Origin of the sequence: Dactylosporangium sucinum, from assembly GCF_014647515.1 — a bacterium.
In the GTDB taxonomy this organism is placed as follows: Bacteria; Actinomycetota; Actinomycetes; order Mycobacteriales; family Micromonosporaceae; genus Dactylosporangium; species Dactylosporangium sucinum.
The window spans coordinates 107,488-130,827 of record NZ_BMPI01000008.1; the positions used below are offsets into that span (position 1 = coordinate 107,488).

The window sequence follows — 23,340 nt, forward strand, 5'->3', positions numbered from 1 at the left end:
GAGGGCGCGGGCGACTGTCAAGCAGGAGGACCTCGGACCACGATGAAGATCGTCGTACTCGTCAAGCAGGTGCCGGACTCCGGCGCGGAGCGCAACCTGCGCAGTGACGACAACACCGTCGACCGCGCGTCGGCGAACAATGTGATCAACGAGATGGACGAGTACGCCATCGAGGAGGCATTGCGCCTCCAGGAGGCGCACGGCGGCGAGGTCGTCGTCCTGACCGTCGGCCCCGACCGCGCCACGGAGTCGATCCGCAAGGCGCTGTCGATGGGGCCCGACTCGGCCGTGCACGTCGTGGACGACGCGCTGCACGGCTCGTGCGCCGTCGCCACCTCGAAGGTGCTGGCCGCCGCCATCGCCCAGCAGGCCGCCGACCTGGTCATCTGCGGCGCCGAGTCGACCGACGGCCGCGTGCAGGTGCTGCCGCACATGATCGCCGAGCGGCTCGGGATCGCGGCGCTGACCGGGGCGCGCAAGCTGACGGTGGACGGGTCCAGCCTGACCGTCGAGCGGCAGACCGACGAGGGGTACGAGGTCGTCAGCGCCGCCACGCCGGCGCTGGTGAGCGTCTGGGACACGATCAACGACCCGCGGTACCCCTCGTTCAAGGGGATCATGGCCGCGAAGAAGAAGCCGCTGCAGACCCTGTCGCTCAGCGACCTGGGCGTCGCGGCGGGCGAGGTCGGGTTCGAGGGTGCGACCAGCGCGGTCGTCGAGCACAGCAAGCGCCCGCCCCGCCAGGCCGGCAACAAGGTCGAAGCCGGTGACGATGGCGGCGTGAAGCTCGTCGAGTACCTGGCCTCCGAGAAGTTCGTGTAAGGGGAGTCGCAACCATGGCTGAAGTACTGGTCGTCGTCGAGGCCTCCCCGAGCGGGGTCAAGAAGGTCACCCTCGAGATGCTCACGTTGGCCCGGTCGCTCGGGCTCGGCGACGTCGCCGCCGTCGTGCTCGGTGGCGAGGGCGCCGCCGCGGGCGTCGTGGACAAGCTGGGCGAGTACGGCGCCGCGAAGGTGTACGCGGCGGAGAGCGCCGAGCTGACCGAGTACCTGGTGGCACCCAAGGCCACCGTGCTCGCGAACCTGATCACGCAGGTGTCGCCGGCCGCCGTGCTCCTGCCGTCCTCGCAGGAGGGCAAGGAGATCGCCGGCCGGGTCGCCGTCAAGCTGGACAACGGACTGCTCACCGACGTCGTCGCCGTGGAGGCCGACGGCACCGCGACCCAGGTCGTGTTCGCGGGCTCGACGATCGTCAAGTCCAAGGTCACCAAGGGCCTGCCGATCGTGACGGTACGGCCGAACTCCCTGACCCCGGCCCCGTCCCCGGTCACCCCGGTGGTCGAGCCGGTCGCGGTCTCGGTCGAGAAGCGCGACCTGCTGGCCAAGATCGTCGAGCGCAAGGTCGAGGCCAAGGGCGCCCGCCCGGAGCTGGCCGAGGCCTCGGTCGTCGTCTCCGGTGGCCGCGGCGTCGGCAGCGCCGACAACTTCAAGCTGGTCGAGGAGCTGGCCGACCTGCTCGGCGGCGCGGTGGGCGCGTCCCGCGCGGCCGTCGACTCCGGCTTCTACCCGCACCAGTTCCAGGTCGGCCAGACCGGCAAGACGGTGTCCCCGCAGCTGTACGTCGCTCTGGGCATCTCCGGCGCCATCCAGCACCGGGCCGGCATGCAGACCTCGAAGACGATCGTGGCGGTCAACAAGGATGCCGAGGCCCCGATCTTCGAGCTGGCCGACTTCGGCGTGGTGGGCGACCTGTTCAAGGTCGTCCCGCAGGCCGCTGAGGAGATCCGCAAGCGCAAGTAGCAGGTGCACCGCAAGTGAGCGCCCCCGGCCGCCGGGGGCGCTCGCTGCGTTGGTCAGGGCAACCCCCGCGGATGCACCCTCGGAGGATTTCAGACTGCGCGCACCGGTGGGGTGGTAAGGAGCGCCCGGCCGTTAGGCTGGGGCCGATGTCGTACCTCGACCATGCCGCCACCACGCCGATGCTCCCGGAGGCGCTCGACGCCTACGTCGCCACGGCGCGCGAAGTCGGCAACGCCTCGTCGCTGCACGCCCCCGGCCGCCACGCCCGCCGTCACGTGGAGGAGTCCCGGGAGCGTATCGCCGCCGCCCTCGCAGCCCGGCCGTCCGAGGTGATTTTCACCGGTGGAGGCACAGAAAGCGACAATCTCGCCGTCAAGGGTATCTATTGGGCGCGCCGCGCCGCCGACGCCACCCGCAACCGGGTGGTGGCCAGCGCCGTCGAGCACCATGCCGTGCTCGACGCCGTCGCCTGGCTGGAGCGGCACGAGCACGCCGAGGTCACCTGGCTGCCGGTCGACCCGGCCGGCCGGGTCCGGCCCGAGGTGCTGGCCGAGGCGCTGAGCGGCGGTGACGTCGCGATGGCCACCGTCATGTGGGCCAACAACGAGGTCGGCACCGTCCAGCCGGTGGCCGCGCTGGCCGCGCTCGCGGTCGGGGCCGGGGTCCCGTTCCACACCGACGCCGTGCAGGCCGTGGGTCAGGTGCCGGTCGACTTCGCGGCGAGCGGCGCGGCGGCGCTGACCGTGAGCGGCCACAAGCTGGGCGGCCCGATCGGGGTCGGCGCGCTGCTGCTCGGCCGTGAGGTCGAGTGCACGCCGCTGGCGCACGGCGGCGGCCAGGAGCGCGACGTGCGGTCGGGGACGCTCGACGTGCCGGGGATCGTGGCGTTCGCGGTCGCGGTGGAGCTCGCGGTGAAGACCCAGCGGGAGACCGCCGAGCGCATCGGTCGGCTCCGCGACGACCTCGTCGAGCGGGTGCGGCAGGCGGTGCCCGACGCGATCCTCAACGGCGACGTCGACAGAGGCCGGCTCCCCGGCAACGCCCACTTCTCGTTCCCCGGCGCCGAGGGTGACGCCCTCCTGCTGCTGCTCGACGCCCAGGAGATCGCCTGCTCGACCGGCTCGGCCTGCTCGGCCGGGGTGGCGCAGCCGTCGCACGTGCTGCTCGCGATGGGGGCCGACGACGCCCGGGCCCGCTCCTCGCTGCGGTTCACCCTCGGGCACACCTCGCAGGTCGAGGACGTCGATGCGCTGATCGCCGCGCTGCCGGGTGCGGTCGAGCGGGCCCGCCGCGCAACGGCCAAGTCACGGTGACCGCTCGACGCGACACGCCGTCCTCCGTCGGGCCGAATCCCTCCGGGTGAAAATCCGACCGAAGCCGATGAATATCGCCAGGTGACGCGCGGAAGCAATTTGGTTACGGCGAATTTTGTGGTGATTTTCGGCCGCCCGAACACGACGTCGCTTCTATGTTTGCGCGGTGTCTGTCGAAACCCCTGCCGCTGACGATGCCACCGAGGTCATCCCTGCCGGCGACCTCGCCGCGCCCGTTTTCGTGGATGCCACCGGCCGCCGTGGACGGTGGATCCGAATGGCGTTCGGAATTGCCGGTGCAGGGACACTGGTCTATGCCGGACTGGTCGTCGCGAGTCTTTCCGGCGGCCCGCTGACACCGCAGCAGCTGTTGCCGTTCCCGGAGCTCGTGAACAACATTCCGGTCCTCGCGCCGACCCCGGAGCCCGCCGAGCCGGTCGCCACGACCACGCCGGTCGCCAACCACCCCGGCGCCGCCGCCAAGCGCCTGCCCGGCGCCGCCAAGCCGGGCGCCACCGTCACGAGCGCGGCGCCGCGACCCGGCGTGCCGAGCGCCGGCCCGACGACGACCACCGCGCCGCCCGTCGTCGAGGCGACCACGTCCGCGCCGCCCGGCCCGGTGCCGACGACGACGCAGCCGCCCCGGCCGAGCCCGGGGCCGACCGCGGGGCCGACGACGGGGCCGCCGCCGCAGCCGAGCCCGACCGGGACCGAGGGCACCGCCCTGCCGGCCGAGTCGCCGGGCGCCTCGCAGTCGGCGATCGTGCCGGTCGGTCAGCGCCCGTCGGCGAGCGGAGACGTGAGTCCGGCGTGACCCGCGGCAAACCCCGGATCACCCGGATCGTCGTCGGGGCGGTCCTGCTCAGCATGCTCGTCGGTGTGCTGCTGGTGGAGGCGTACGTCAACGCCGAGTTCCATCCCGACCACACCGGCGGACCGGGAGCGCACGCCTCGGTGCCCCGCGAGGTCACCGAGGGCGGCGCCATCATCGACACGCGGGGTGGCACGGTCCACACGTACCGCATGCCCCCCAAGACCATCGCGCTCACCTTCGACGACGGCCCGGACCCGATGTGGACCCCGCGCATCGCCGCGGTCCTGCGCAGACACGGCGTCAACGCCACCTTCTTCGTGGTCGGCACGCAGGTCACCCGCCACACCGGCATCGTCGCCGACCTGGCGGCGGAGGGTAACGAGATCGGCATCCACAGCTTCACCCACCCGCGGCTCGAGGAGTTGCCGGCGTGGCAGCGCGACCTGGAGTACTCCCAGACCCAGCTCGCCGTCGTCCGCGCCACGGGCAAGAAGTCCGCGCTGCTGCGGCTGCCGTACTCGTCGAGTGCCAACGCCATCGACGACGCCAACTGGCCGCTCATCAACGAGGCCGGCCGGCTCGGGTACCTGTCGATCATGACCGACACCGACAGCCGTGACTGGAGCCGGCCCGGCGTCGACGCCATCGTGCGCGGCGCGACGCCCGAGGGCGACGCCGGCTCGATCGTCCTCCTGCACGACGCGGGCGGCGACCGGGCGCAGACCGTGGCCGCGCTCGACAGGTTCATCCCGCTGATGCGCTCGCGCGGGTACACCTTCACCACCGTCTCGGACGCTCTCGTCAAGGTCTTCGACGGCCGGCCGGTCAGCGCCGAGACGCCGGCCACGCCCGACGACCAGCGCCGCGCGCTCGCGCTGGTCACCGCCGTCTCGGTGGCCGACTGGGTGCTCGACACCCTCGGCGTGCTGTTCCTGGTCGTGGGCCTGCTGACGATCGCCCGCACGATCGCCCTGTTCCTGCTGGCCGGCCGCCACGCGCGGCGCCGACGGGCCAGGAACTGGGCCTGGGGGCCGCCGGTCCACCTGCCCGTCTCGGTCGTCGTGCCCGCCTACAACGAGAAGGAGGGCATCGAGGCGGCCGTGCGCTCGCTGGCCGGCGGCGACCACCCCGGCGGCATCGAGGTCGTGGTCGTGGACGACGGCTCGACCGACGACACGGCCGCGCTCGTCGAGGCGATGCGGCTGCCGAACGTGCGGGTCGTGCGCATCCCCAACGGCGGCAAGCCCAACGCCCTCAACGTCGGCGTGGCGCTCGCCAAGCACGACATCATCGTGATGGTCGACGGCGACACGGTCTTCGAGCCCGACTCGGTGCGGCACCTGGTGCAGCCGTTCGCCGATCCCTCCGTCGGCGCCGTGGCCGGCAACGTGAAGGTCGGCAACCGGAACTCGATCGTCGCCCGATGGCAGCACATCGAGTACGTGATCGGCTTCAACCTCGATCGCCGGCTCTACGACATCCTGCGCTGCATGCCGACCATTCCCGGGGCGATCGGCGCGTTCCGCCGGGAGGCGTTGCAGGACATCGGCGGCATCAGCCACGACACGCTGGCCGAGGACACCGACGCCACGATGGCCCTGTGCCGCTCCGGCTGGCGGGTGGTCTACGAGGAGCGGGCGAGGGCGTGGACGGAGGCGCCGAGCACCCTGCGGCAGTTGTGGCTCCAGCGGTACCGCTGGAGCTACGGCACCATGCAGGCGATGTGGAAGCACCGGCGTTCCCTCGTCGACGGGGGGCCGTCGGGGCGCTTCGGCCGGGTCGGGCTGCCGTTCATCGCGTTCTTCGGCATCGCGCTCCCGCTGCTCGCGCCGCTCATCGACGTGCTGCTCGTCTACGGGCTGTTCTTCTCCGGCTGGATGGTCACCGCCGGCCTGTGGCTGGCGATGCTCGCCATGCAGTTCCTCACGGCCGTGGTCGCGTTCCGGCTGGACAAGGAGAAGCTGCGGCCGTTGTGGGTGCTTCCGCTGCAGCAGTTCGTGTACCGGCAGTTGATGTACCTCGTGCTCATCCAGTCGCTCGGGACGGCACTCACCGGCGCCCGGCTGCGCTGGCACAAGCTGCACCGGGCCGGCTCGGCGGGCGCGTCGGCGAACCTGCCGCCGCCGCCTCCACCGCCGCCTGTGCCCCGGGGTGTGGCGAAGGTGGGTCGCGAATGATGACCAAGCGGCGCGGGCTCGGGATCGTGATCTTCGCCGTCGTGTCGCTGGCCATGGGCGGCCTGGCGGCGAACTCGCCCGACGCGGAGGCGCCGTCGGTCCGCTCCGCCCCGGCCCGCGGCCAGGCGCCCGCCCCGGCCGCCTCGGAGCCGCCGGCGACCACGACGAAACGCTCGGTGCGGGTGACCGCCGGCCCGCGGATCCGCGGCGACCTGTCCGACCCGCAGAAGAAGGACATCGCCATGCGGCTCGTGTCCAGCGCGGAGAATTCGACGCTGGACTGGACCCTGCAGTACGGGTACATCGAGGACATCGGCGACGGGCGTGGGTACACCGGCGGGATCGTGGGGTTCTGCAGCGGTACCGGAGACATGAAGGCCGTCGTCGAACGCTATTCGGCCGCGGTACCGCGCAATCGGCTGGCTGCCTACCTGCCCGCGCTCCGTCGGGTCAACGGCAGCGACTCCCACGACGGCCTCGACCCCGGCTTCGTCGGGGCGTGGCAGGCGGCCGCCGCCGACCCGGCGTTCCGGACGGCTCAGGACGCCGAGCGGGACCGGATGTACTTCGGGCCGGCCCTCTCGCAGGCCAAGCAGGACGGGCTGCGCCCGCTCGGCCAGTTCGTCTACTACGACGCGATCGTCATGCACGGCGCCAACGCCCTGGTCAAGCTGCGCCGCACCGCCGCCGCGACGGCCCCGCCACCGGCTCGGGGCGGTGACGAGGCGGCCTACCTGGAGGCGTTCCTCGACGCCCGCCTCGCGGTCATGGCGGCGGAGGAGGCGCACGAGGACGCCAGCCGGGTCGAGGACGCCCAGCGGGTGTTCCTCCGCGAGCGCAACTTCGACCTCGACCCGCCCCTGCGCTGGAAGGTCTACGGCGACGCGTACGAGATCGAAGCCTGAGTAGGCTTGTGCTGTGAGAGTGCTAGCGGCGATGTCCGGCGGGGTCGACTCGGCGGTCGCGGCGGCCCGGGCGGTGGAAGCCGGGCACGACGTGACCGGCGTGCACCTCGCACTGGCGCGCAACCCTCAGACATACCGTACGGGCGCCCGCGGCTGCTGCACGCTGGAGGACGCCCGGGACGCGCGCCGGGCCGCGGACGTGATCGGGATCCCGTTCTACGTCTGGGACATGGCGGAGCAGTTCCACGAGGACGTCGTGGACGACTTCGTGGCGGAGTACGCGGCCGGTCGCACGCCGAATCCGTGCCTGCGGTGCAACGAGAAGATCAAGTTCGCCGCGGTGCTGGATCGGGCGGTGGCGCTGGGTTTCGACGCCGTGGTGACGGGGCATCATGCCCGGCTCGGTGCCGACGGGCTGCTGCGGCGGAGTGTGGATCTGGCCAAGGACCAGTCGTATGTGCTGGCTGTGCTCTCTGCCTCGCAGCTCTCCCGGGCCGTCTTCCCGCTGGGCCCGTCGACGAAGGCTGATGTCCGGGCCGAGGCCGCTTCGCGCGGGCTGGCCGTCGCCGACAAGCCGGACAGTCATGATATTTGCTTCATTTCGGACGGAGACACCCGTGGCTTCCTGGCTTCCCGGCTGGGATCGACGCCCGGCGACATCGTCGACGCCGTGAGTGGTTCCGTCATCGGGCAGCACGAGGGGGCCTACGCCTACACCGTCGGGCAGCGCCGGGGGCTGGACCTGCGGGTGTCGGCGCCGGACCGGAGCCCGCGGTACGTGCTGTCGATCACGCCGGTGACGAACACCGTCACCGTCGGGCCGGCCGACATGCTCGACGTGTCCACTGTGGTCGGTGAGCGTCCGGTGTGGATGATCCCCGCCACGACCGTCTCGTGCGAGGTCCAGCTGCGGGCGCACGGCGAGACGATCCCGGCGTCGGTGGAGGTCGCCGACGGGCGGCTGCTCGCCACGCTGGCGCGGCCGGCCCGCGGGATCGCCACCGGGCAGGCGGTCGTGTGCTACGAGCCGTCGGCCGACGGCGACATCGTGCTCGGTTCGGCGACGATCGCGGAGACCTCGTGAGCTTCCCCTGGCCGGCCGGGTCCGCCACCGGCATCGGGTCCATGCCCGGCACCGACATCGCCGAGGCGCAGCGGATCGTCCTCGGCGAGCTGCCCGACCTGCCCCACCTGCCGGAGCTGCCCGAGCGCGGCCCGGGCGCGGACATGATCGGGCGCGGCGGGGCGTTCCTGGTCGAGCTGCCGATCGAGCTGTATGCGGCGCGCTGGCGCGTGGCGGCCCGGCCCGGCCACGACCTGCGGGTCGCCCTCGACTACCTCGACCGCGACCTGGACACGATGACGGAGCTGGCGGGGGAGTACTCCGGCACGTTCAAGGTGCAGGTCCCCGGGCCGTGGACGCTGGCCGCGTCGATCAACCTGCCGATCGGTGGCGCCGTCCTGCGCGACCCCGGCGCCACCCGCGACCTGGCGGCGTCGCTGGCCGAGGGTGTGCGGCTGCACATCGCGTCGGTGCGGGCGCGGCTGCCGCACGCGTCGATCCTGCTGCAGGTCGACGAGCCGTCGCTGCCGGCCGTGCTGGCCGGGCGGGTGCCCACCGAGAGCGGGTTCCGGACGCTCCGCTCGGTCGACGTCAACGTCGCGCGGTCGGCGCTGACCTCGGTGGTGGAGGCGGCCGGGGTCCCGGTGGTCGTGCACTGTTGCGCGCCTTCGGTGCCGCTGTCGCTGCTGTCCTCGGCCGGCGTCGCCGGCGTGGCGCTGGACCTGTCGTTGGTCGGCGACCTGGACGCCGTGGGCGAGTTCCTCGATCTCGGGCTGGGCCTGTTCGCGGGCGTGTCGGGCCCGTCCTCGGCGGCCATGGCCTCCACCGTGCGGGATCTTTGGCGCAAGCTGGGCTTTCCGGCCACCTCGCTGGCGTCCCAGGTGGTGATCACGCCGCCGTGCGGGATGGCCCGTCCCGCGCAGCTGAAGGCGCTGCGAGACGCCGGTCGCAGGCTGTCGGAGGAGTGAGTTTTTTGTCGTACCCGGGCGGTAGGTTGCTGGCATGAGCGAACTCGAGGCCGAGCCGACCCCCGAAGCACGTCAGCGGCACACAGAGCTGGCCCGGGAGCTGGACGAGCATCAGTATCGCTACTACATCCTCCAGTCGCCGAGCGTCGACGACTCGATCTACGACCGGCTCATGCGCGAGCTGGAGGCCATCGAGGCCGAGTTCCCGGCGCTGGTGACGCCCGACTCGCCGAGCCAGCGCGTCGGCGGCACGTTCTCGACCGACTTCGCCGCCGTCACGCACGCCGAGCGGATGCTCAGCCTGGACAACGCGCTCGACGACGACGAGCTCAACGCCTGGGTCGAGCGGGTCGAGCGCGACGCCGGCTCCCAGCCGCGCTACCTGTGTGAGCTGAAGATCGACGGGCTGGCGGTCAACCTCACCTATCGCGACGGCCGGCTGATCCGGGCCGCGACCCGCGGCGACGGGCGCACCGGCGAGGACATCACGCTCAACGCGCGCACCATCCGCGACATCCCGGAGCGGCTCAAGGGCGACGACGTGCCCGCCCTGCTGGAGGTCCGCGGCGAGGTGTTCTTCACGCTCGCCGGCTTCGAGGAGGTCAACGCGGCCCAGGTCGCGGCCGGCGAGCGGCCGTTCGCCAACCCGCGCAACGCGGCCAGTGGCAGCCTCCGCCAGAAGGACCCGCGCATCACCGCGTCGCGGCCGATGCGGATGCTGGTGCACGGGTTCGGCGCCCGGGAGGGGTTCAACCCGGCCAGCCAGTCCGAGGCCTATGAGCTGATGCACGCCTGGGGGCTGCCCACCTCGGAGCGCTGGAAGGTCTTCGGGGACCTCAAGGGCGTCCGGTCCTACATCGAGGAGTATGGCGAGAAGCGCCACAAGATCGAGCACGAGATCGACGGCGTGGTCGTGAAGATCGACCAGATGTCGATCCAGCGCCGCCTCGGCTCGACCAGCAAGGCGCCGCGGTGGGCGATCGCGTTCAAGTATCCGCCCGAGGAGGCCATGACGAAGCTCCTCGACATCGAGGTCAACGTCGGCCGGACCGGGCGCGTGACCCCGTTCGCGGTGATGAAGCCGGTGTTCGTCGGCGGCGTGACCGTGGCCCAGGCGACGCTGCACAACGCCCAGGAGGTCGTCCGCAAGGGCGTCCTCATCGGCGACACGGTCGTCATCCGCCGGGCCGGCGAGGTGATCCCCGAGGTGCTCGGCCCGGTCGCCGACCGCCGCGACGGCACCGAGCGCGCGTTCGTGATGCCCACCCACTGCCCGTCCTGCAAGACGCCGCTCGCTCCGGAGAAGGAGAGCGACGTCGACATCCGCTGCCCCAACGCGCGCTACTGCCCGGGCCAGCTGCGCGAGCGCCTGTTCGGCCTGGCCCACCGCAACGCCCTCGACATCGAGGCCCTCGGCTGGAAGTCCGCCGCCGCCCTCCTCGACGGCGTGATCGTCAACGAGAGCGAGCTGTTCGACGTCACCGCCGACCGCCTGCGCGAGTCCCCGTTCTTCGTCAACCAGGACGGCTCCCTGAGCAGCAACGCCCAGCAGCTCCTGCTCAACCTGGAGGAGGTCAAGCAGCGCCCGCTGGCCCGCGTCCTGATCGCCCTGTCGATCCGCCACGTCGGCCCGACGGCGGCCGTCGCCCTGGCCAACTCCCTGGGCTCCATGGACGCCATCGCCAACGCCACCACCGAGGAGCTGGTCTCGGTCGAGGGCGTGGGCCCGACCATCGCCAAGGCCGTCCACGACTGGTTCACGGTCGACTGGCACCGCGAGTGGGTCGACCGCTGGGCCGCCGCGGGCGTCCGGATGGTCGAGGAGCGCACGGAGACCGGCCCGCGCCTCCTCGACGGCATCACGGTCGTGGTGACGGGCTCCCTGGAGAAGTATTCCCGCGACCAGGCCACCGAGGCCGTCACCTCCCGCGGCGGCAAGGTGACCGGCTCGGTCTCCAAGAAGACCCACTTCGTCGTGGTGGGCGAGTCCCCGGGCTCGAAGGCCGACAAGGCCGCCAGCCTCAAGGTCCCGATCCTCGACGAGCCGGCCTTCGACCTCCTGCTGACCGAGGGCCCGGACGCCGCCCGCGCGGCCGCCCAGATCGCCGCGGACGAGTAGCCGGCCGCAACACCGGCCCGGCGCCACGTCCAAGGCACACGTCCAGCGCCCACGTCCAGGGCGCACGACGGAGCCCGCAGCACCGACCCCGCCGCTGCCCGGGCTCCTGGCTGCCGCCCGGGCTCCTGGCTGCCGCGCGTCAGGGCTGTGGGCGCGACGAGCAGGACGGATCGAGCACGCGTTCCCGGGCTCTTGTCGCACCCGGGAGTCGCTGCTGCCGGACGGAGCCCGTGCATGATCGCGGACGTTTGTGGTTCGTTTTCGACACAGGAACGTCCGCGATCATGCGAGCGGCGCCCTCCGGGACGCGCTGATCAACGTCCTCGGTCGCGGTGGTGGCTGAGGGCGCCGCGCTCGGCCGGGCCATGATCCGGAAGCGGTTGGTGCAGCCCGGGTGGCCGAAGGTCTGCGCACCTCCATCGATCTTGGAATTCGCCCGGAGAGTGACCCCGGCCGATGTGAGGCCGTGACGCTGTGTTCGGAAACGGTTACTGCGCAACGACATTCAAGCCGATCTGTCCACTGTGGGATCGCCCGGTCGGTTGATTCATGGGCGGCTTGTGCATCGATTCCGCATCCTTCCGGCGCATTGTCCCGTGGGGGGTGCAGGCTCGCAGAGCGTGCCAGAGAGCCGGTCGGGGCAGATGGGGGGAAACGCGACGATGGAGCAGAGCGCGCTGCGGAACACCGCGCCTCCGCGGCACGCACGGCGGTTCTTTGCGTACGTTGCCTGCGTCGTGGTCGTCGCGCTCGGGATGCTCGTGGGCAGCCTGTTGGCCGGGGTGCCGGACCGGCTGCCCGCCGCGTTCTGGCTGTTCGCCGTGCTCGCGCTCGCGGCCGACACGCCCTGGTTCGCGCAGGGTGGGCGTGAGGACTCGGTTCCGGCGTTTCCCTCAATTTGTTTCACGTTCGCGATCCTGCTGCAGTTCGGGTTCGCGCCCGCGGTGCTGGTCCAGCTCGGGGCCGTGGTCGTCGCCGCGGTCTGGCTGCGGCACACCGTCTGGCGGGCCGCGTTCAACGGCGCGCAGTACCTGCTGTCGTTCGCCGCCGCCACCGCCGTGCTGCACGCGACCCTCATGCCCGCGGTGGGCTCCGACGTCGACGCGCTGTTCGCCCTGCGGTCCGCGGTGCCGTGGATCGTGGTCGCGGCGGTGGCGTGGTTCCTGGTCAACAACCTGCTCGTGTCCACCGCGATCTGGCTGCGGTTCGGGGGCGGCTGGAGCGGCGGGTTCCGCCGGGCCGTCGTGACCGACGCGCTGTCGACCGGGGCGCTGTTGCTGTCCGCGCCCGGACTGGTCGCCGCCGCGCACGTCGACATCCTGCTCGTGCCGCTCGCGCTGGTGCCGCTGTTCGCGGTACGGCGGATGGCCCGGCTGGCGCTGCAGCGGGCGCAGGCCGCCCGGCGGGACCCCCTCACCGGGCTCGCCAACCGGGAGGCGCTGGAGCGCGCGGTCGCGGCCGGGCTGCGGGAGCACGCCGAGCGGGCCGAGGGCGGTGCGGCCGACCGGCGCCTCGCCCTGCTGCTGCTCGATCTCGACGGGTTCAAGCAGGTCAACGACTCGCTCGGGCACCGGGTCGGGGACCGGCTGCTGGAGGAGGTCGCGCGGCGCCTCAGCGCAAGAGCCGGGGACAACCTCGTCGGGCGGCTCGGCGGCGACGAGTTCGCCATCGTGGTACCACATCTTCGGGACATCGCCGAGGCACGGGCGCGAGCGGCGCAGATCATGCCGGCCCTGGCCGAGCCGGTGCTGCTCGACGGGCTGCCGATCGACGTCGGCGGCTCGGTGGGCGTGGCCGTCTACCCCGAGCACGGCGGCAGCTTCGAGGAGCTGATGCAGCACGCGGACGTGGCGATGTACGACGCGAAGGCGCGCGGGGACAACCTCGCCGTGTACGCGCCCGAGTCGGACCACAACTCCCCGGCGCGGCTCAGCCTGCTCGCCGACCTCCGGCGGGCGCTGGAGTCGCCCGAGGACTCCGGGATCGAGCTGTACTACCAGCCGCAGGTCGAGCTGGCGACCGGCGCCGTCGTCGGGCTGGAGGCGCTGCTGCGCTGGCGGCACCCGCAGCGCGGGCCGGTCGACCCGGAGGAGCTCATCAAGGTCGCCGAGCACAGCGCCGTGATGCGGCTGCTGACCCTGCGGATCGTCGACGAGGCCATCGGACAGCTCGCCGCCTGGGGCCCGGCCGCCGGCGACATGCGCGTGGCCATCAACGTCAGCGTGCGCGACCTGCACACGGGTGAGATCGCCGAGCGGATCGAGGCGCGGCTGCGGGAGTTCGCCGTGGACCCCGCGCGGCTGGAGCTGGAGATCACCGAGAGTGCGCTCATGGCCGACCCGCGCCGGGTGCTGGCCACGCTGGCCCGCCTGGAGCGCCTGGGCGTGGCGATCGCGCTGGACGACTTCGGTACGGGCTACTCCTCGATGCTGCACCTGCGGAGGCTCCCGCTGGCCGAGGTCAAGATCGACCGCTCGTTCGTGCTGGGCGTGGCGACCGACCCGGACGACGCGGCGATCGTGCGGTCGATGATCGACCTCGCCCGGGCCCTCGGGCTGCGGGTGGTGGCGGAGGGCGTCGAGGACGAGCCGACCTGGCGGATGCTCGTCGAATCCGGCTGCGACCTCGCCCAGGGCTGGTACTTCGCCCGCCCGATGCCGCCCGCCCAGTTGATCGACTGGCTCACGCGACGGAATCAATCCGTGGCCGTGCACAACACATAACCGCCACGAAATAGACTCGTCGGGTTGACGACCGCATGTCACGCTGCGTCAAGACGACGACCTAAGGAGTACCGCGCGATGGCCACGATTTCCCGCGAAGAGGTGGCGCATCTCGCGCGCCTCGCGCGGCTTGCCGTCACCGAAGACGAGCTCGACACCTTTGCCGGGCAGCTCGACGTGATCCTGCAGGCCGTCGCCCAGGTGGGCGAGATCGCGGCGGTCGACGTGCCGCCGACGTCCCACTCCGTCCCGCTGACCAACGTGTTCCGTGACGATGTCGTCCAGCCGAGCCTGCTGCGCGAGGACGCGCTGGCGATGGCGCCCGACACCGCCGAGGACCGCTTCCGCGTCCCGCGGATCCTGGACGAGGAGGCCTAGTCCGATGAGTGACGTCACCAAGCTGACCGCAGCGGAGCTGGGCCGCAAGCTCGCCGCGAAGGAGGTGTCGGCCGTCGAGGTCGCCACCGCCCACCTCGACCGGATCGCCGCCGTCGAGGGCAAGGTCCACGCGTTCCTGCACGTCGACCGCGACGGTGCGCTGGCCGCCGCGAAGGCCGTCGACGACCAGCGGGCCAAGGGCGCCGAGCTCGGGCCGCTCGCCGGCGTGCCGATCGGCGTCAAGGACGTGATCACCACCAAGGGCGTGCCGACCACGGCCGGCTCGAAGATCCTCGAGGGCTGGCGCCCGCCGTACGACGCGACGATCACCAGCCGCCTGCGCGAGGCCGGCCTGGTCATGCTCGGCAAGACCAACATGGACGAGTTCGCGATGGGCTCGTCGACCGAGTACTCGGCGTACGGGCCGACGTACAACCCGTGGGACACTACCCGCATCCCCGGCGGCTCCGGCGGTGGCTCGGCCGCGGCCGTCGCCGCCTACGAGGCGCCGCTCGCGATCGGCACCGACACCGGTGGCTCGATCCGCCAGCCGGCCGCCGTGACCGGCACCGTGGGCGCGAAGCCGACCTACGGCGGCACCTCGCGGTACGGGCTGATCGCCTTCTCCTCCTCGCTCGACACCCCGGGGCCGTGCGCGCGCACGGTCGAGGACGCGGCCCTGCTCCACGCCGTCATCGGCGGGCACGACCCGCGCGACTCGACGTCGATCCCGCAGCCGGTGCCCGACGTGGTCGGCGCCGCGCGGCTGGGCGCGACCGGCGACCTCAGCGGCGTGCGGCTCGGCCTGGTGCGGGAGTTCTCCGGGGAGGGCGCCGAGCCGGGCGTCGCCGCCGCCTACCGCGAGTCGGTCGACGCGCTGGTCAAGCTGGGCGCCGAGGTCGTCGAGGTGTCGTGCCCGAGCTTCAAGTTCGCGCTGCCGGCGTACTACCTGATCGCGCCGAGCGAGTGCTCGTCCAACCTCGCCCGCTTCGACGGCGTGCGGTATGGGCTGCGCACCGGCGACGACGGCCGGCGCTCGCTGGAGGAGGTCATGTCGCTGACCCGCGACGCGGGCTTCGGCCCCGAGGTCAAGCGGCGCATCATCCTCGGCACCTACGCGCTGTCGGCCGGCTACTACGACGCCTACTACGGCCAGGCCCAGAAGGTCCGCACCCTGATCACGCGGGACTTCCAGGCGGCCTTCGAGGCGGCGGACGTACTGGTGGCGCCGACCACGCCGTTCGTGGCGTTCCCGCTGGGGTCGCGCACGTCCGATCCGTACCAGATGTACCTGGCGGACCTCTTCACGATCCCGTCGAACCTGTACGGCGGCCCGGCGATCTCGGTGCCGGCCGGCCTGTCGGAGGGGCTGCCGGTGGGCCTGCAGATCATGGCCCCGACGATGGCCGACGACCGGATGTACCGGGTCGCGGCCGCGCTGGAGTCGGCGATCCCGCCGTTGACCCCGCCCGCGCTGTAGCGAGAACGTGGGCGGCCGTCGTTCGGCGGCCGCCCTGTTCGCTCAGCCGCGGCTGCCCTGCCGCCAGGAGAACGGGCCGGGCAGGTCGACGCGGTTCTTCTTGCTCCGCGAGTTCCACGACCAGGGGCCCAGCTTGAAGCTCCACGAGGAGAACCCGTCCTGCGTGAAGTGGAAAATGAAGGGGCCGAACTTCTTGCTCTTCCGAAACTGCACAGGCATTTGTCGCTCCTCTCCAGGTTGCCAAGTGATACCCAATGCCGTGCGTGGATACACCAAGGCTGAAAGCAGGCGAAGACAATGAGCACCGTGACGCAGCTGTCGTACGAGGAGGCGGTGGCCCGGTTCGAGCCGGTCATCGGCCTGGAGACCCACGTCGAGCTGGGCACCAACACCAAGATGTTCTGCGGCTGCCCGACCGCGTTCGGCGCCGAGCCCAACACCCAGGTCTGCCCGGTCTGCCTCGGCCTGCCCGGCGCGCTGCCGGTCGCCAACCGCGCCGCGATCGAGGCGACGATCCGCATCGGCCTCGCGCTCAACTGCTCGATCGCGCCGTGGGGCCGGTTCGCGCGCAAGAACTACTTCTACCCGGACATGCCGAAGAACTTCCAGATCAGCCAGTACGACGAGCCGCTGTGCGTCGAGGGGTATCTCGACGTCGACGTGGACGGCGAGCTCGTCCGCATCGGCATCGAGCGGGTGCACCTGGAGGAGGACACCGGCAAGTCGCTGCACGTCGGCGGCGCGACCGGCCGCATCCACGGCGCCACCGAGTCCCTGGTCGACTACAACCGCGCCGGCATCCCGCTCGTCGAGATCGTCACCAAGCCGGTCCCGGGCACGGGCTCCCGCGCCCCCGAGGTCGCCCGCGCCTACGTCACCGAGCTGCGTGACGTGATCCGCTCCCTCGGCGTCTCCGACGTGCGCATGGAGCAGGGCTCGCTGCGCTGCGACGTGAACACCTCCCTGAACCGCCCCGGCGCCGATTGGGGCACCCGCACGGAGACCAAGAACGTCAACTCGCTCCGCAGCGTCGAGCGCGCCGTCCGCTCCGAGGTCATCCGGCAGGCCGGGGTCCTGGAGGCCGGCGGCACGATCACCCAGGAGACCCGGCACTTCCACGAGGACACCGGCGAGACGACGTCGGGCCGCAGCAAGGAGACGGCGACCGACTACCGCTACTTCCCCGAGCCCGACCTGGTGCCGCTGGCGCCGTCCGCCGACTGGGTCGCCTCGCTGAAGGCGTCGCTGCCGGAGCTGCCGCGCGTCCGGCGGGCCCGCCAGCAGTCCGAGTGGGGCTTCTCCGACCTGGACATGCAGTCGGTGGTCAACGCGGGCGCCGTGGAGCTGATCTCGGCCACCGTCGCGGCCGGCGCCACCCCCGCCGCGGCCCGCAAGTGGTGGCTGGGCGAGCTGGCCCGCAAGGCCAACGAGACGGAGACCGAGCTGGAGTCGCTGGGCGTGACCCCGGCGGCGGTCGCCGAGCTGCAGAGCCTGGTCGACTCGGGCAAGATCAACGACAAGCTCGCCCGCCAGGTCCTGGAGGCCGTCATCGCCGGCGAGGGAGCCCCGACGGAGATCGTCGCGGCCCGTGGCCTGGAGGTCGTCTCGGACGAGGGTGCCCTGACGGCGGCCGTGGACGAGGCGATCGCGGCGAACCCGGACATTGCCGCGAAGGTCCGCGACGGCAAGGTGGCGGCGGCGGGCGCACTCGTCGGCGCCGTGATGAAGTCGACGGGCGGCAAGGCCGACGCGAAGACGGTCCGCGAGCTGATCATCGCCCGCCTGACCTCCTGAGGGCGCCGTCCCTCGTGCTCATGATCGATGGAGATTTCCGGTCGCTATGACCGCCGGAAGTCTCCATCGATCATGTGTGGCCCTGTCGCTCGGGTCGCCGGAGCATGATCGTGGGCACCGTTCGGCTGCCGGGACAGCCGGATGCTTCCCCTGATCATGGGAGCCCCCGCCCGAGGTCAGGAGGGGGACGGCGACAGGGACGGAGACGGGGACTGGGACGGGGAGAGGGACGGGGACGGGGTCGGGGACGCCTTGGTGTCCTCGGGGACGATCCGGCGCTGGAGTGCCACCTCGGTCAGGCCCGTGCCGCCGACCTGGATGTCGTCGTAGGCGGTCAGGTGGCGGTCCTTGTCGAAGTACAGGATGGACAGCGCGAGCGGCAGGGGCTTCTCGCTCTCCAGTCCGCGCAGGCCCGCGCCGCCCGTCGAGCCCTCGACCATCAGCAGGGTGCGCTCCCGCAGCGGTGGCTGGGGCGAGGCCGACACCGACGAGGAGGGGGACAGCGACGGGGACGAGGACGGGGACGGGGATTCGGAGGGCAGGACGATGGGCGCGGCGACCGGGCCGTAGGGGTCCAGGCGGGAGATCGAGCGCTGGTGCTTGTGCCCGGCCAGGACCAGCGGCACCTTGCCGGCCAGGGGTTGGGCCGCCACCGGGTCGTGGACGAGCGCCACGTCGACCTGCTGCCCGCTGGAGCGGATCTTGTCGGCCAGCAGCTCGCCCGACGTGAGGACCTGGCGGTGCTGCTCGTCGTTGGTGGCGTCGGTCGACTTGTCCGGCGTGAACCGCGGGTCGCCGATACCGGCGAAGGTCAGGCCCTTGACCGTCTTGATCGAGTCGTCGAGGACGGTCGCGTTGGGCTGCCGGCCGACGGCGGCCGCGGTGACGGTCGAGTCGTGGTTGCCGCGGATGTAGAGGTACGGGACCTTGAGGCGGCTGATCTCGTTGACGTAGGACGCCTCGGGCTCGCTGCCCCAGTCGTTGATGTCGCCCGTGTCGACGATCACGTCGACGGCGAACTGGTCGGCCACCGACCGGACCACGCCCCACGCCGCCGGGTTGAGGTGCATGTCGGAGATGTGCAGCACCTTCGTCGTGCTCGTGTTCGGCTCGTAGACCGGCAGGGCGGAGATCGTGCCGTAGAGCTTGCTGACGTTGAACACGAGCTTCTGCAGCTGGGCGCGGTACTCCTCGTAGCGGTCGGTGATCCGCCGCGCGTCACCGATGATGGCGGGCGCGTTGACGAGCAGGCCGCGGTAGGTCGGCTCCTGGATGGCGGCCGGCTTGAACGTGTACGCGGTCGCGACGCCGGTCGAGGCGAGCACCGCGATCACCAGGAAGCCGGCGATCGCCGTCTCCCGCCGGGCGCGGAACACCAGGCCGACCAGCAGCATCGCGCCGAGGATGCCGGAGCCGGCGGTCTGCATCGCCAGCCGCCGCACGCCGAGGTTGAGCTGGTCGACCGCGTCGTGGCTGACCTGCTCCAGGTTGCCGCCCCCGGCGGCGAAGGCGCGGGTGCGCGCCTCGTCGAGCGACTCCAGCCGGATGCGCAGGTGGGCCGGGCCGTCGTGGCTGTCCAGCTCGAGCGAGCCGAGCGGCGGGATCTCGACGGACGTGTCGCCGTACCACGACGGCACCAGCGACAGCTGCGCCCGGAACGGTCCGATGTCCTGGGTGGTCGTGCCGCCCAGGGTGACCCCGATGAGCATGCCGATCATGGCCACGACCAGGACCAGCACGCCGTGCAGGATCCGGCGGGTCCGGGCGAACCGGGGGCGGGGCGGATGATGCCGCCGCCCGGCGGCCATGACGATCGCCCGGCGGCGGACCCGGGTGGCGGCAACAGCGGCTCGCCGGCGGAACGGAGACGTCAACTCTTGCCGGCCTCACCGACGTTGCTGATCACGATGCGCAGGATCTTGTCGTCGTCGGGCTTCGGGGTGCCGCGACCGTCCTTGTTCGACGTCGAGACCCACACGCTGCCGTCGGGTGAGAGGGCGGCCGCGCGCAGCCGGCCGTGGGCACCCTTCAGCAGCGCCACCGGGGCGCCGAAGAGCCCACCCGCCTGGGTGACCTGCATGACGTACAACCGCTCGCCCTTCAGGCAGGAGGTCACCAGGTAGCCGTTTGTGAAGGCCAGGCCGGAGCACGACGCCTCGGAGGTCTTCCAGACCTGGATCGGGTTGACGTACTTTGGGTCCGTGCCCTTGCCCTCGACGGCCGGCCAGCCGTAGTTCTTGCCCGCCTCGATCACGTTGATCTCGTCCCATTCGCCGGCACCGAACTCCACGGCGTAGAGCCGCTTGCTGTCGTCCCAGGCGAAGCCTTGCACGTTGCGATGTCCGTAGCTGTACACCGCGGTTCCGAACGGGTTACCGGGTGCCGGCTTGCCGTCGGCCTGGATGCGCAGGATCTTGCCGCCGAGGCTGGCGAGGTCCTGGGCGTTCTCCGGCTTGGCCCCGTCGCCGGTGGAGACGTAGAGGAACCCGTCGGGGCCGAAGTGGATCTGGCCGCCGTTGTGGATCCCGGCCTTCGGGATGCCGGTCAGGATCGGCTGCGGCGGCTGGCCGAGCACGAGCTTGGCGACCCGGTTGTCGTCCTTGGCGGTGTAGTAGACGAACACCGTCTTGTCGGTCTCGTAGTTCGGCGAGACGGCGACGCCCAGGAGGCCGCCCTCGCCGCTCGGCACCGCCTCGTCGATCTTCTGCAGCTCGGCGACCTGCAGCCCGTCGGAGGTCTGCTCCTTGCCGACCTTGAGAAGGCGCTTGGTGTCACGCTCGGTGACAAGAGCGGAACCATCCGGCAGGAACGCGATGCCCCACGGCACCGACAGGCCCCTCGCCAGGACGGTCGTGGCGACCTCGGCTTGGCCGCCGCCCTCGTCGCTGTTCGAGGCGGAAACGGATGGGTATGGCGAGAGCTTGGGCGGCGTGCCCAGCTCGTCGGGCGGCGGCGGGCCGAACGAGCAGGCGGCCAGGGTCAGCACCGCCGCCGCCGTGCAGGCGGCCGGCAGGCTGCGGCCAAGGTGTCGGTGGGTCCGGGCGCTCACCCGCCCAAGACTAGCTTCAGTCACAACCTGACGAGCCGCCTGGCGTGCTGAGCGTTCCAGTCTTCATCATCAACCCATGAAGGTGTGGATTGCCCACGAGACCGGGCGGGATCTGCTCGGCCCGCTGCCCGCCGGCGCCGTCGTCGAGGTCATGCCGGCGCCGGGCGAGCTGCCGTCGGACCCGGCCGACGTGCTCTTCTGGGTCCCGCCGTTCCTGGCCAAGCCCGACGTGGTGGCCCTGGTCGAGCGGATGCCGGCGCTGCGGGTCGTCCAGCTCATGACGGCCGGCGCCGATGCCTGGGCCGGCCGGCTGCCCGAGCGGGTGACGCTGTGCGACGCGCGCGGCGTGCACGACTCGCCGACCGCGGAGTGGGTCGTCGCCGCGATCCTGTCCTATCTGCGATGCTTTCCGGAGTTCGCTCGCGCGCAGGAGCGCGGGCACTGGGCGTACCGCCAAACCTCCGAACTCGCTGGGAAACGCGTCCTCATCGTCGGCGCGGGCTCGATCGGGCGGGCGCTGGAGGCGCGGCTGGTGCCGTTCGACGTGTCGATCACGCGGGTGGCGCGGCGGGCGCGGGCCGGGGTGCACGGGGTCGACGAGTTGCCGGCGCTGCTGCCCGAGGCCGACGTCGTGGTGTTGCTGGTCCCGCTGACGGCGGAGACGACCGGGCTTGTCGACAAGGGGTTCCTGCAGTACCTCGGGGACGGCGCGCTGCTGGTCAACGCGGCCCGCGGGCCGGTCGTGGACACCGCCGCCGTCACCGAGGAGGCGGTGAGCGGCCGGATCGGCTTCGCCGCCGACGTCACCGACCCCGAGCCGCTGCCGGCCGACCACGCGCTGTGGCGGCTGCCGAACGTCCTGATCACGCCGCACGTCGCCGGCTCGGTGCCGGGCCTGCACCGGCGTGCCTACGGGCTGGCCGGCGAGCAGTTGCGGCGCCTCGCGGCCGGCGTCGCGCTGGACAACATCGTCAGCGACGGCTACTGAGCCGTCTCCAGTTCCTTGCCGCTCGCCGTGATCAGGCGGGGCAGGTCGGCGCCGCGGACGGCGTCGAGGGTCACCAGGTGGCCGTTGGCCAGCCGCGCCTGGACGGTGCCACCCTGGCTGACCAGCCCGTCGACGACGGCCCACGGGACGCGGCGGCTGCCCAGCAGCGCGCGCACCGTGAAGCCGTCCTCGTCGACGTCGGTGCCGGCCCGCCAGGCCCACACCGTGATCGCCAGCGGGACGAACAAAATCGGGAGGAACCAGACGCTCTCGGCGAGCAGTGGCACGGCGCCGATCACGGCGATGCCGGCGGCGACGGCGATGGCGGCGCTGCGCCGGAACTTGACCTTGGCCTTGGTGCTCACCCGGCCATCCTCCCACCTTTCGTGGAACAGCTTTTTGTCGGTGGGTCGGGGCATACTGGCGCCGTGGGAACGCTTGTGATGATCGGCACAGAGAAGGGCCTGTTTCTGGCCCGCAGTGATGACGACCGCAAGACGTGGCGGCTGTCCGCACCGCACCACGCCATGAATGCGATCTACGCCGTCGCGGCCACCCGCGAGCGGCTGTTCGCGAGCGTGACCAGCTCGCACTTCGGCCCGAGCGTTGTCACCAGCGACGACCTCGGCGCGACCTGGCAGGAGCCCGACGCCGCGCCCATCGCCTTCCCCGAGGACACCGGCGTCGCGCTGGAGCGGGTCTGGCAGCTGGTCCCCGGCCCGCGGCTGTGGGCCGGCGTGCAGCCCTCCGCGCTCTTCGTCTCCGACGACGGCGGCGCGAGCTTCGAGCTGGTCCGCGGCCTGTGGGACCACCCGCACCGGCCGGAGTGGGGCGCCGGCTTCGGCGGCCAGGCGATCCACACGATCCTGCCGCACCCGACCGACCCGCAGCAGGTCGTCGTGGCGATGTCGACGGGCGGGGTCTATCGGACCGGCGACGGCGGCGCCACCTGGACGCCGGCAAACCGGGGCATCAAGGCATATTTCTTCCCCGACCCGTGGCCGGAGTTCGGACAGTGCGTGCACAAGGTCGCCCGGCACCCCGACCGGCCCGATCAGCTGTTCGCGCAGAATCATCACGGTGTGTATCGCTCTGATGACGGTGGGGCCCGGTGGACGTCGATCGCCGAGGGCCTGCCGGCCGACTTCGGCTTCCCGATCGTCGTGCACCCACACCGGCCCGGCGTGGTCTACACGTTCCCGCTGACCGCGGACGGGATGCGGTTCCCGGCGGAGGAGCGGTGCCGGGTCTATCGCAGCGCCGACGCGGGCGCGACGTGGGAGCCGCTCGCCGACGGCCTGCCCGACGGTCCGTTCTATCCGGCGGTGCTGCGCGATGCGATGTGCACCGACGACGCCGACCCCGCGGGTGTGTATTTCGGCACGCGCTCCGGCGAGGTGTTCGCGAGCGCCGACGAGGGCGACACCTGGCGGCCCGTGGCGGCGCACCTGCCCGACGTGCTGAGTGTCCGCGCGGTGACCATCCCGTGATCCAGGTGCTCGTGCCCGGAGCACTGCGCGGGGAGAGCGGTGGGGCCGGGCGGCTCTCGCTCGACACGCCGGGCGGAGTTACGCTCGGTGCCGTGTTGGACGAGATCGCCGCCCGCTGGCCGCGCCTGGAGCGACGGCTGCGTGACGAGCGGGGCGAGCTGCGGCGATACGTCAATATTTACGTCGATGGCGAAGACTGCCGGCGGCTGAGCGGCCTGACCACGCCGGTGCCGGACGGTGCCGAGATCCAGGTGCTGCCGTCGGTGGCGGGAGGCTAGGA

The 23,340-nt window shown here is 71.9% G+C and carries 20 protein-coding genes; 16 read left to right on the forward strand and 4 right to left on the reverse strand.

Annotation, left to right across the window (positions count from 1 at the left end; all coding sequences use genetic code 11):
- The first annotated feature begins 42 nt into the window (after positions 1-42).
- The 12 genes from IEZ31_RS10285 to gatA all read left to right on the forward strand — a co-directional run bounded on the left by IEZ31_RS10285 (position 43) and on the right by gatA (position 15,739).
- Complete coding sequence (locus IEZ31_RS10285; RefSeq protein ID WP_190249550.1) at positions 43-822, forward strand: electron transfer flavoprotein subunit beta/FixA family protein; 780 nt, start codon at positions 43-45, stop codon at positions 820-822.
- 14 nt (positions 823-836) lie between these two features.
- Positions 837-1,799 (forward strand): electron transfer flavoprotein subunit alpha/FixB family protein, encoded by a 963-nt coding sequence (locus IEZ31_RS10290; protein WP_190249551.1) that lies wholly within the window; start codon positions 837-839, stop codon positions 1,797-1,799.
- Positions 1,800-1,945: 146 nt separating this feature from the next.
- A complete protein-coding gene (locus tag IEZ31_RS10295) occupies positions 1,946-3,112 on the forward strand; it encodes a cysteine desulfurase family protein (protein ID WP_190249552.1) in 1,167 nt (388 codons plus the stop codon).
- A 277-nt stretch (positions 3,113-3,389) separates the two neighbouring features.
- Positions 3,390-3,926 (forward strand): hypothetical protein, encoded by a 537-nt coding sequence (locus IEZ31_RS10300; protein ID WP_190249553.1) that lies wholly within the window; start codon positions 3,390-3,392, stop codon positions 3,924-3,926.
- Positions 3,923-6,103: a bifunctional polysaccharide deacetylase/glycosyltransferase family 2 protein gene (locus tag IEZ31_RS10305; protein ID WP_505661124.1), complete on the forward strand. Its 2,181-nt coding sequence runs from the start codon at positions 3,923-3,925 to the stop codon at positions 6,101-6,103. Before IEZ31_RS10300 ends, IEZ31_RS10305 begins: the two co-directional genes overlap by 4 nt.
- Complete coding sequence (locus tag IEZ31_RS10310; RefSeq protein ID WP_308429372.1) at positions 6,100-7,008, forward strand: chitosanase; 909 nt, start codon at positions 6,100-6,102, stop codon at positions 7,006-7,008. Before IEZ31_RS10305 ends, IEZ31_RS10310 begins: the two co-directional genes overlap by 4 nt.
- 13 nt (positions 7,009-7,021) lie before the next feature.
- A complete protein-coding gene (gene mnmA / locus IEZ31_RS10315; RefSeq protein ID WP_190249554.1) occupies positions 7,022-8,092 on the forward strand; it encodes a tRNA 2-thiouridine(34) synthase MnmA in 1,071 nt (356 codons plus the stop codon).
- Between the two features lie 41 nt (positions 8,093-8,133).
- Positions 8,134-9,039 carry a uroporphyrinogen decarboxylase/cobalamine-independent methonine synthase family protein gene (locus IEZ31_RS10320; protein WP_190249668.1) on the forward strand — a complete coding sequence of 302 codons (906 nt, stop codon included), beginning with the start codon at positions 8,134-8,136 and terminating at the stop codon, positions 9,037-9,039.
- 34 nt (positions 9,040-9,073) lie between these two features.
- A complete protein-coding gene (gene ligA, locus IEZ31_RS10325; RefSeq protein WP_190249555.1) occupies positions 9,074-11,158 on the forward strand; it encodes an NAD-dependent DNA ligase LigA in 2,085 nt (694 codons plus the stop codon).
- Positions 11,159-11,820: 662 nt separating this feature from the next.
- A complete protein-coding gene (locus IEZ31_RS10330; protein WP_190249556.1) occupies positions 11,821-13,881 on the forward strand; it encodes a putative bifunctional diguanylate cyclase/phosphodiesterase in 2,061 nt (686 codons plus the stop codon).
- Between the two features lie 78 nt (positions 13,882-13,959).
- Entirely contained in the window at positions 13,960-14,259 is a 300-nt protein-coding gene (gene gatC / locus IEZ31_RS10335) for an Asp-tRNA(Asn)/Glu-tRNA(Gln) amidotransferase subunit GatC (RefSeq protein WP_190249557.1), read from the forward strand.
- A 4-nt stretch (positions 14,260-14,263) separates the two neighbouring features.
- The gene (gene gatA, locus IEZ31_RS10340; RefSeq protein ID WP_190249558.1) at positions 14,264-15,739 is read left to right on the forward strand and encodes an Asp-tRNA(Asn)/Glu-tRNA(Gln) amidotransferase subunit GatA; all 1,476 of its coding nucleotides are present in this window, start codon (positions 14,264-14,266) and stop codon (positions 15,737-15,739) included.
- 42 nt (positions 15,740-15,781) lie between these two features.
- Here the strand turns inward: gatA and IEZ31_RS10345 are convergent, their stop codons facing one another.
- Positions 15,782-15,958, reverse strand: coding sequence for a DUF4236 domain-containing protein (locus IEZ31_RS10345; protein ID WP_081971544.1), 177 nt, complete (start codon positions 15,956-15,958; stop codon positions 15,782-15,784).
- A gap of 78 nt (positions 15,959-16,036) precedes the next feature.
- Between IEZ31_RS10345 and gatB the strand changes: the two genes are divergently transcribed.
- A complete protein-coding gene (gene gatB, locus IEZ31_RS10350; RefSeq protein WP_190249559.1) occupies positions 16,037-17,533 on the forward strand; it encodes an Asp-tRNA(Asn)/Glu-tRNA(Gln) amidotransferase subunit GatB in 1,497 nt (498 codons plus the stop codon).
- A 176-nt stretch (positions 17,534-17,709) separates the two neighbouring features.
- Here gatB and IEZ31_RS10355 read toward each other — a convergent pair whose 3' ends face one another.
- Positions 17,710-19,341 (reverse strand): metallophosphoesterase family protein, encoded by a 1,632-nt coding sequence (locus IEZ31_RS10355; protein ID WP_444542469.1) that lies wholly within the window; start codon positions 19,339-19,341, stop codon positions 17,710-17,712.
- Positions 19,342-19,403: 62 nt separating this feature from the next.
- On the reverse strand, positions 19,404-20,606 hold the full coding sequence (locus IEZ31_RS10360; protein WP_373294553.1) for a PQQ-dependent sugar dehydrogenase: 1,203 nt from the start codon (positions 20,604-20,606) through the stop codon (positions 19,404-19,406).
- 52 nt (positions 20,607-20,658) lie between these two features.
- Here IEZ31_RS10360 and IEZ31_RS10365 point away from each other — a divergent pair, with 52 nt between their 5' ends.
- Positions 20,659-21,570 carry a 2-hydroxyacid dehydrogenase gene (locus IEZ31_RS10365; RefSeq protein ID WP_190249561.1) on the forward strand — a complete coding sequence of 304 codons (912 nt, stop codon included), beginning with the start codon at positions 20,659-20,661 and terminating at the stop codon, positions 21,568-21,570.
- Here IEZ31_RS10365 and IEZ31_RS10370 read toward each other — a convergent pair.
- Positions 21,564-21,935, reverse strand: a complete 372-nt coding sequence (locus IEZ31_RS10370; protein ID WP_190249562.1) for a PH domain-containing protein — start codon at positions 21,933-21,935, stop codon at positions 21,564-21,566. The two genes, IEZ31_RS10365 and IEZ31_RS10370, sit on opposite strands and share 7 nt — an antisense overlap.
- A gap of 63 nt (positions 21,936-21,998) precedes the next feature.
- On the opposite strand from IEZ31_RS10370, the gene IEZ31_RS10375 reads away from it, so the two are divergent.
- The gene (locus IEZ31_RS10375) at positions 21,999-23,060 is read left to right on the forward strand and encodes a WD40/YVTN/BNR-like repeat-containing protein (RefSeq protein ID WP_190249563.1); all 1,062 of its coding nucleotides are present in this window, start codon (positions 21,999-22,001) and stop codon (positions 23,058-23,060) included.
- On the forward strand, positions 23,057-23,338 hold the full coding sequence (locus tag IEZ31_RS10380) for a ubiquitin-like small modifier protein 1 (RefSeq protein ID WP_190249564.1): 282 nt from the start codon (positions 23,057-23,059) through the stop codon (positions 23,336-23,338). The genes IEZ31_RS10375 and IEZ31_RS10380 overlap by 4 nt, the downstream gene beginning before the upstream one ends.
- Positions 23,339-23,340: the final 2 nt, after the last annotated feature.

What these genes read in the sequence shown, in the direction of transcription:
- IEZ31_RS10285 (WP_190249550.1), top strand. Translation starts at nt 43, where the DNA reads ATGAAGATCGTCGTACTCGTCAAGCAGGTGCCGGACTCCGGCGCGGAG.
- IEZ31_RS10290 (WP_190249551.1), top strand. Translation starts at nt 837, where the DNA reads ATGGCTGAAGTACTGGTCGTCGTCGAGGCCTCCCCGAGCGGGGTCAAG.
- IEZ31_RS10295 (WP_190249552.1), top strand. Translation starts at nt 1,946, where the DNA reads ATGTCGTACCTCGACCATGCCGCCACCACGCCGATGCTCCCGGAGGCG.
- IEZ31_RS10300 (WP_190249553.1), top strand. Translation starts at nt 3,390, where the DNA reads ATGGCGTTCGGAATTGCCGGTGCAGGGACACTGGTCTATGCCGGACTG.
- IEZ31_RS10310 (WP_308429372.1), top strand. Translation starts at nt 6,100, where the DNA reads ATGATGACCAAGCGGCGCGGGCTCGGGATCGTGATCTTCGCCGTCGTG.
- IEZ31_RS10320 (WP_190249668.1), top strand. Translation starts at nt 8,134, where the DNA reads ATGCCCGGCACCGACATCGCCGAGGCGCAGCGGATCGTCCTCGGCGAG.
- ligA (WP_190249555.1), top strand. Translation starts at nt 9,074, where the DNA reads ATGAGCGAACTCGAGGCCGAGCCGACCCCCGAAGCACGTCAGCGGCAC.
- IEZ31_RS10330 (WP_190249556.1), top strand. Translation starts at nt 11,821, where the DNA reads ATGGAGCAGAGCGCGCTGCGGAACACCGCGCCTCCGCGGCACGCACGG.
- gatC (WP_190249557.1), top strand. Translation starts at nt 13,960, where the DNA reads ATGGCCACGATTTCCCGCGAAGAGGTGGCGCATCTCGCGCGCCTCGCG.
- gatA (WP_190249558.1), top strand. Translation starts at nt 14,264, where the DNA reads ATGAGTGACGTCACCAAGCTGACCGCAGCGGAGCTGGGCCGCAAGCTC.
- IEZ31_RS10345 (WP_081971544.1), bottom strand. Translation starts at nt 15,958, where the DNA reads ATGCCTGTGCAGTTTCGGAAGAGCAAGAAGTTCGGCCCCTTCATTTTC.
- gatB (WP_190249559.1), top strand. Translation starts at nt 16,037, where the DNA reads ATGAGCACCGTGACGCAGCTGTCGTACGAGGAGGCGGTGGCCCGGTTC.
- IEZ31_RS10355 (WP_444542469.1), bottom strand. Translation starts at nt 19,341, where the DNA reads ATGGCCGCCGGGCGGCGGCATCATCCGCCCCGCCCCCGGTTCGCCCGG.
- IEZ31_RS10365 (WP_190249561.1), top strand. Translation starts at nt 20,659, where the DNA reads ATGAAGGTGTGGATTGCCCACGAGACCGGGCGGGATCTGCTCGGCCCG.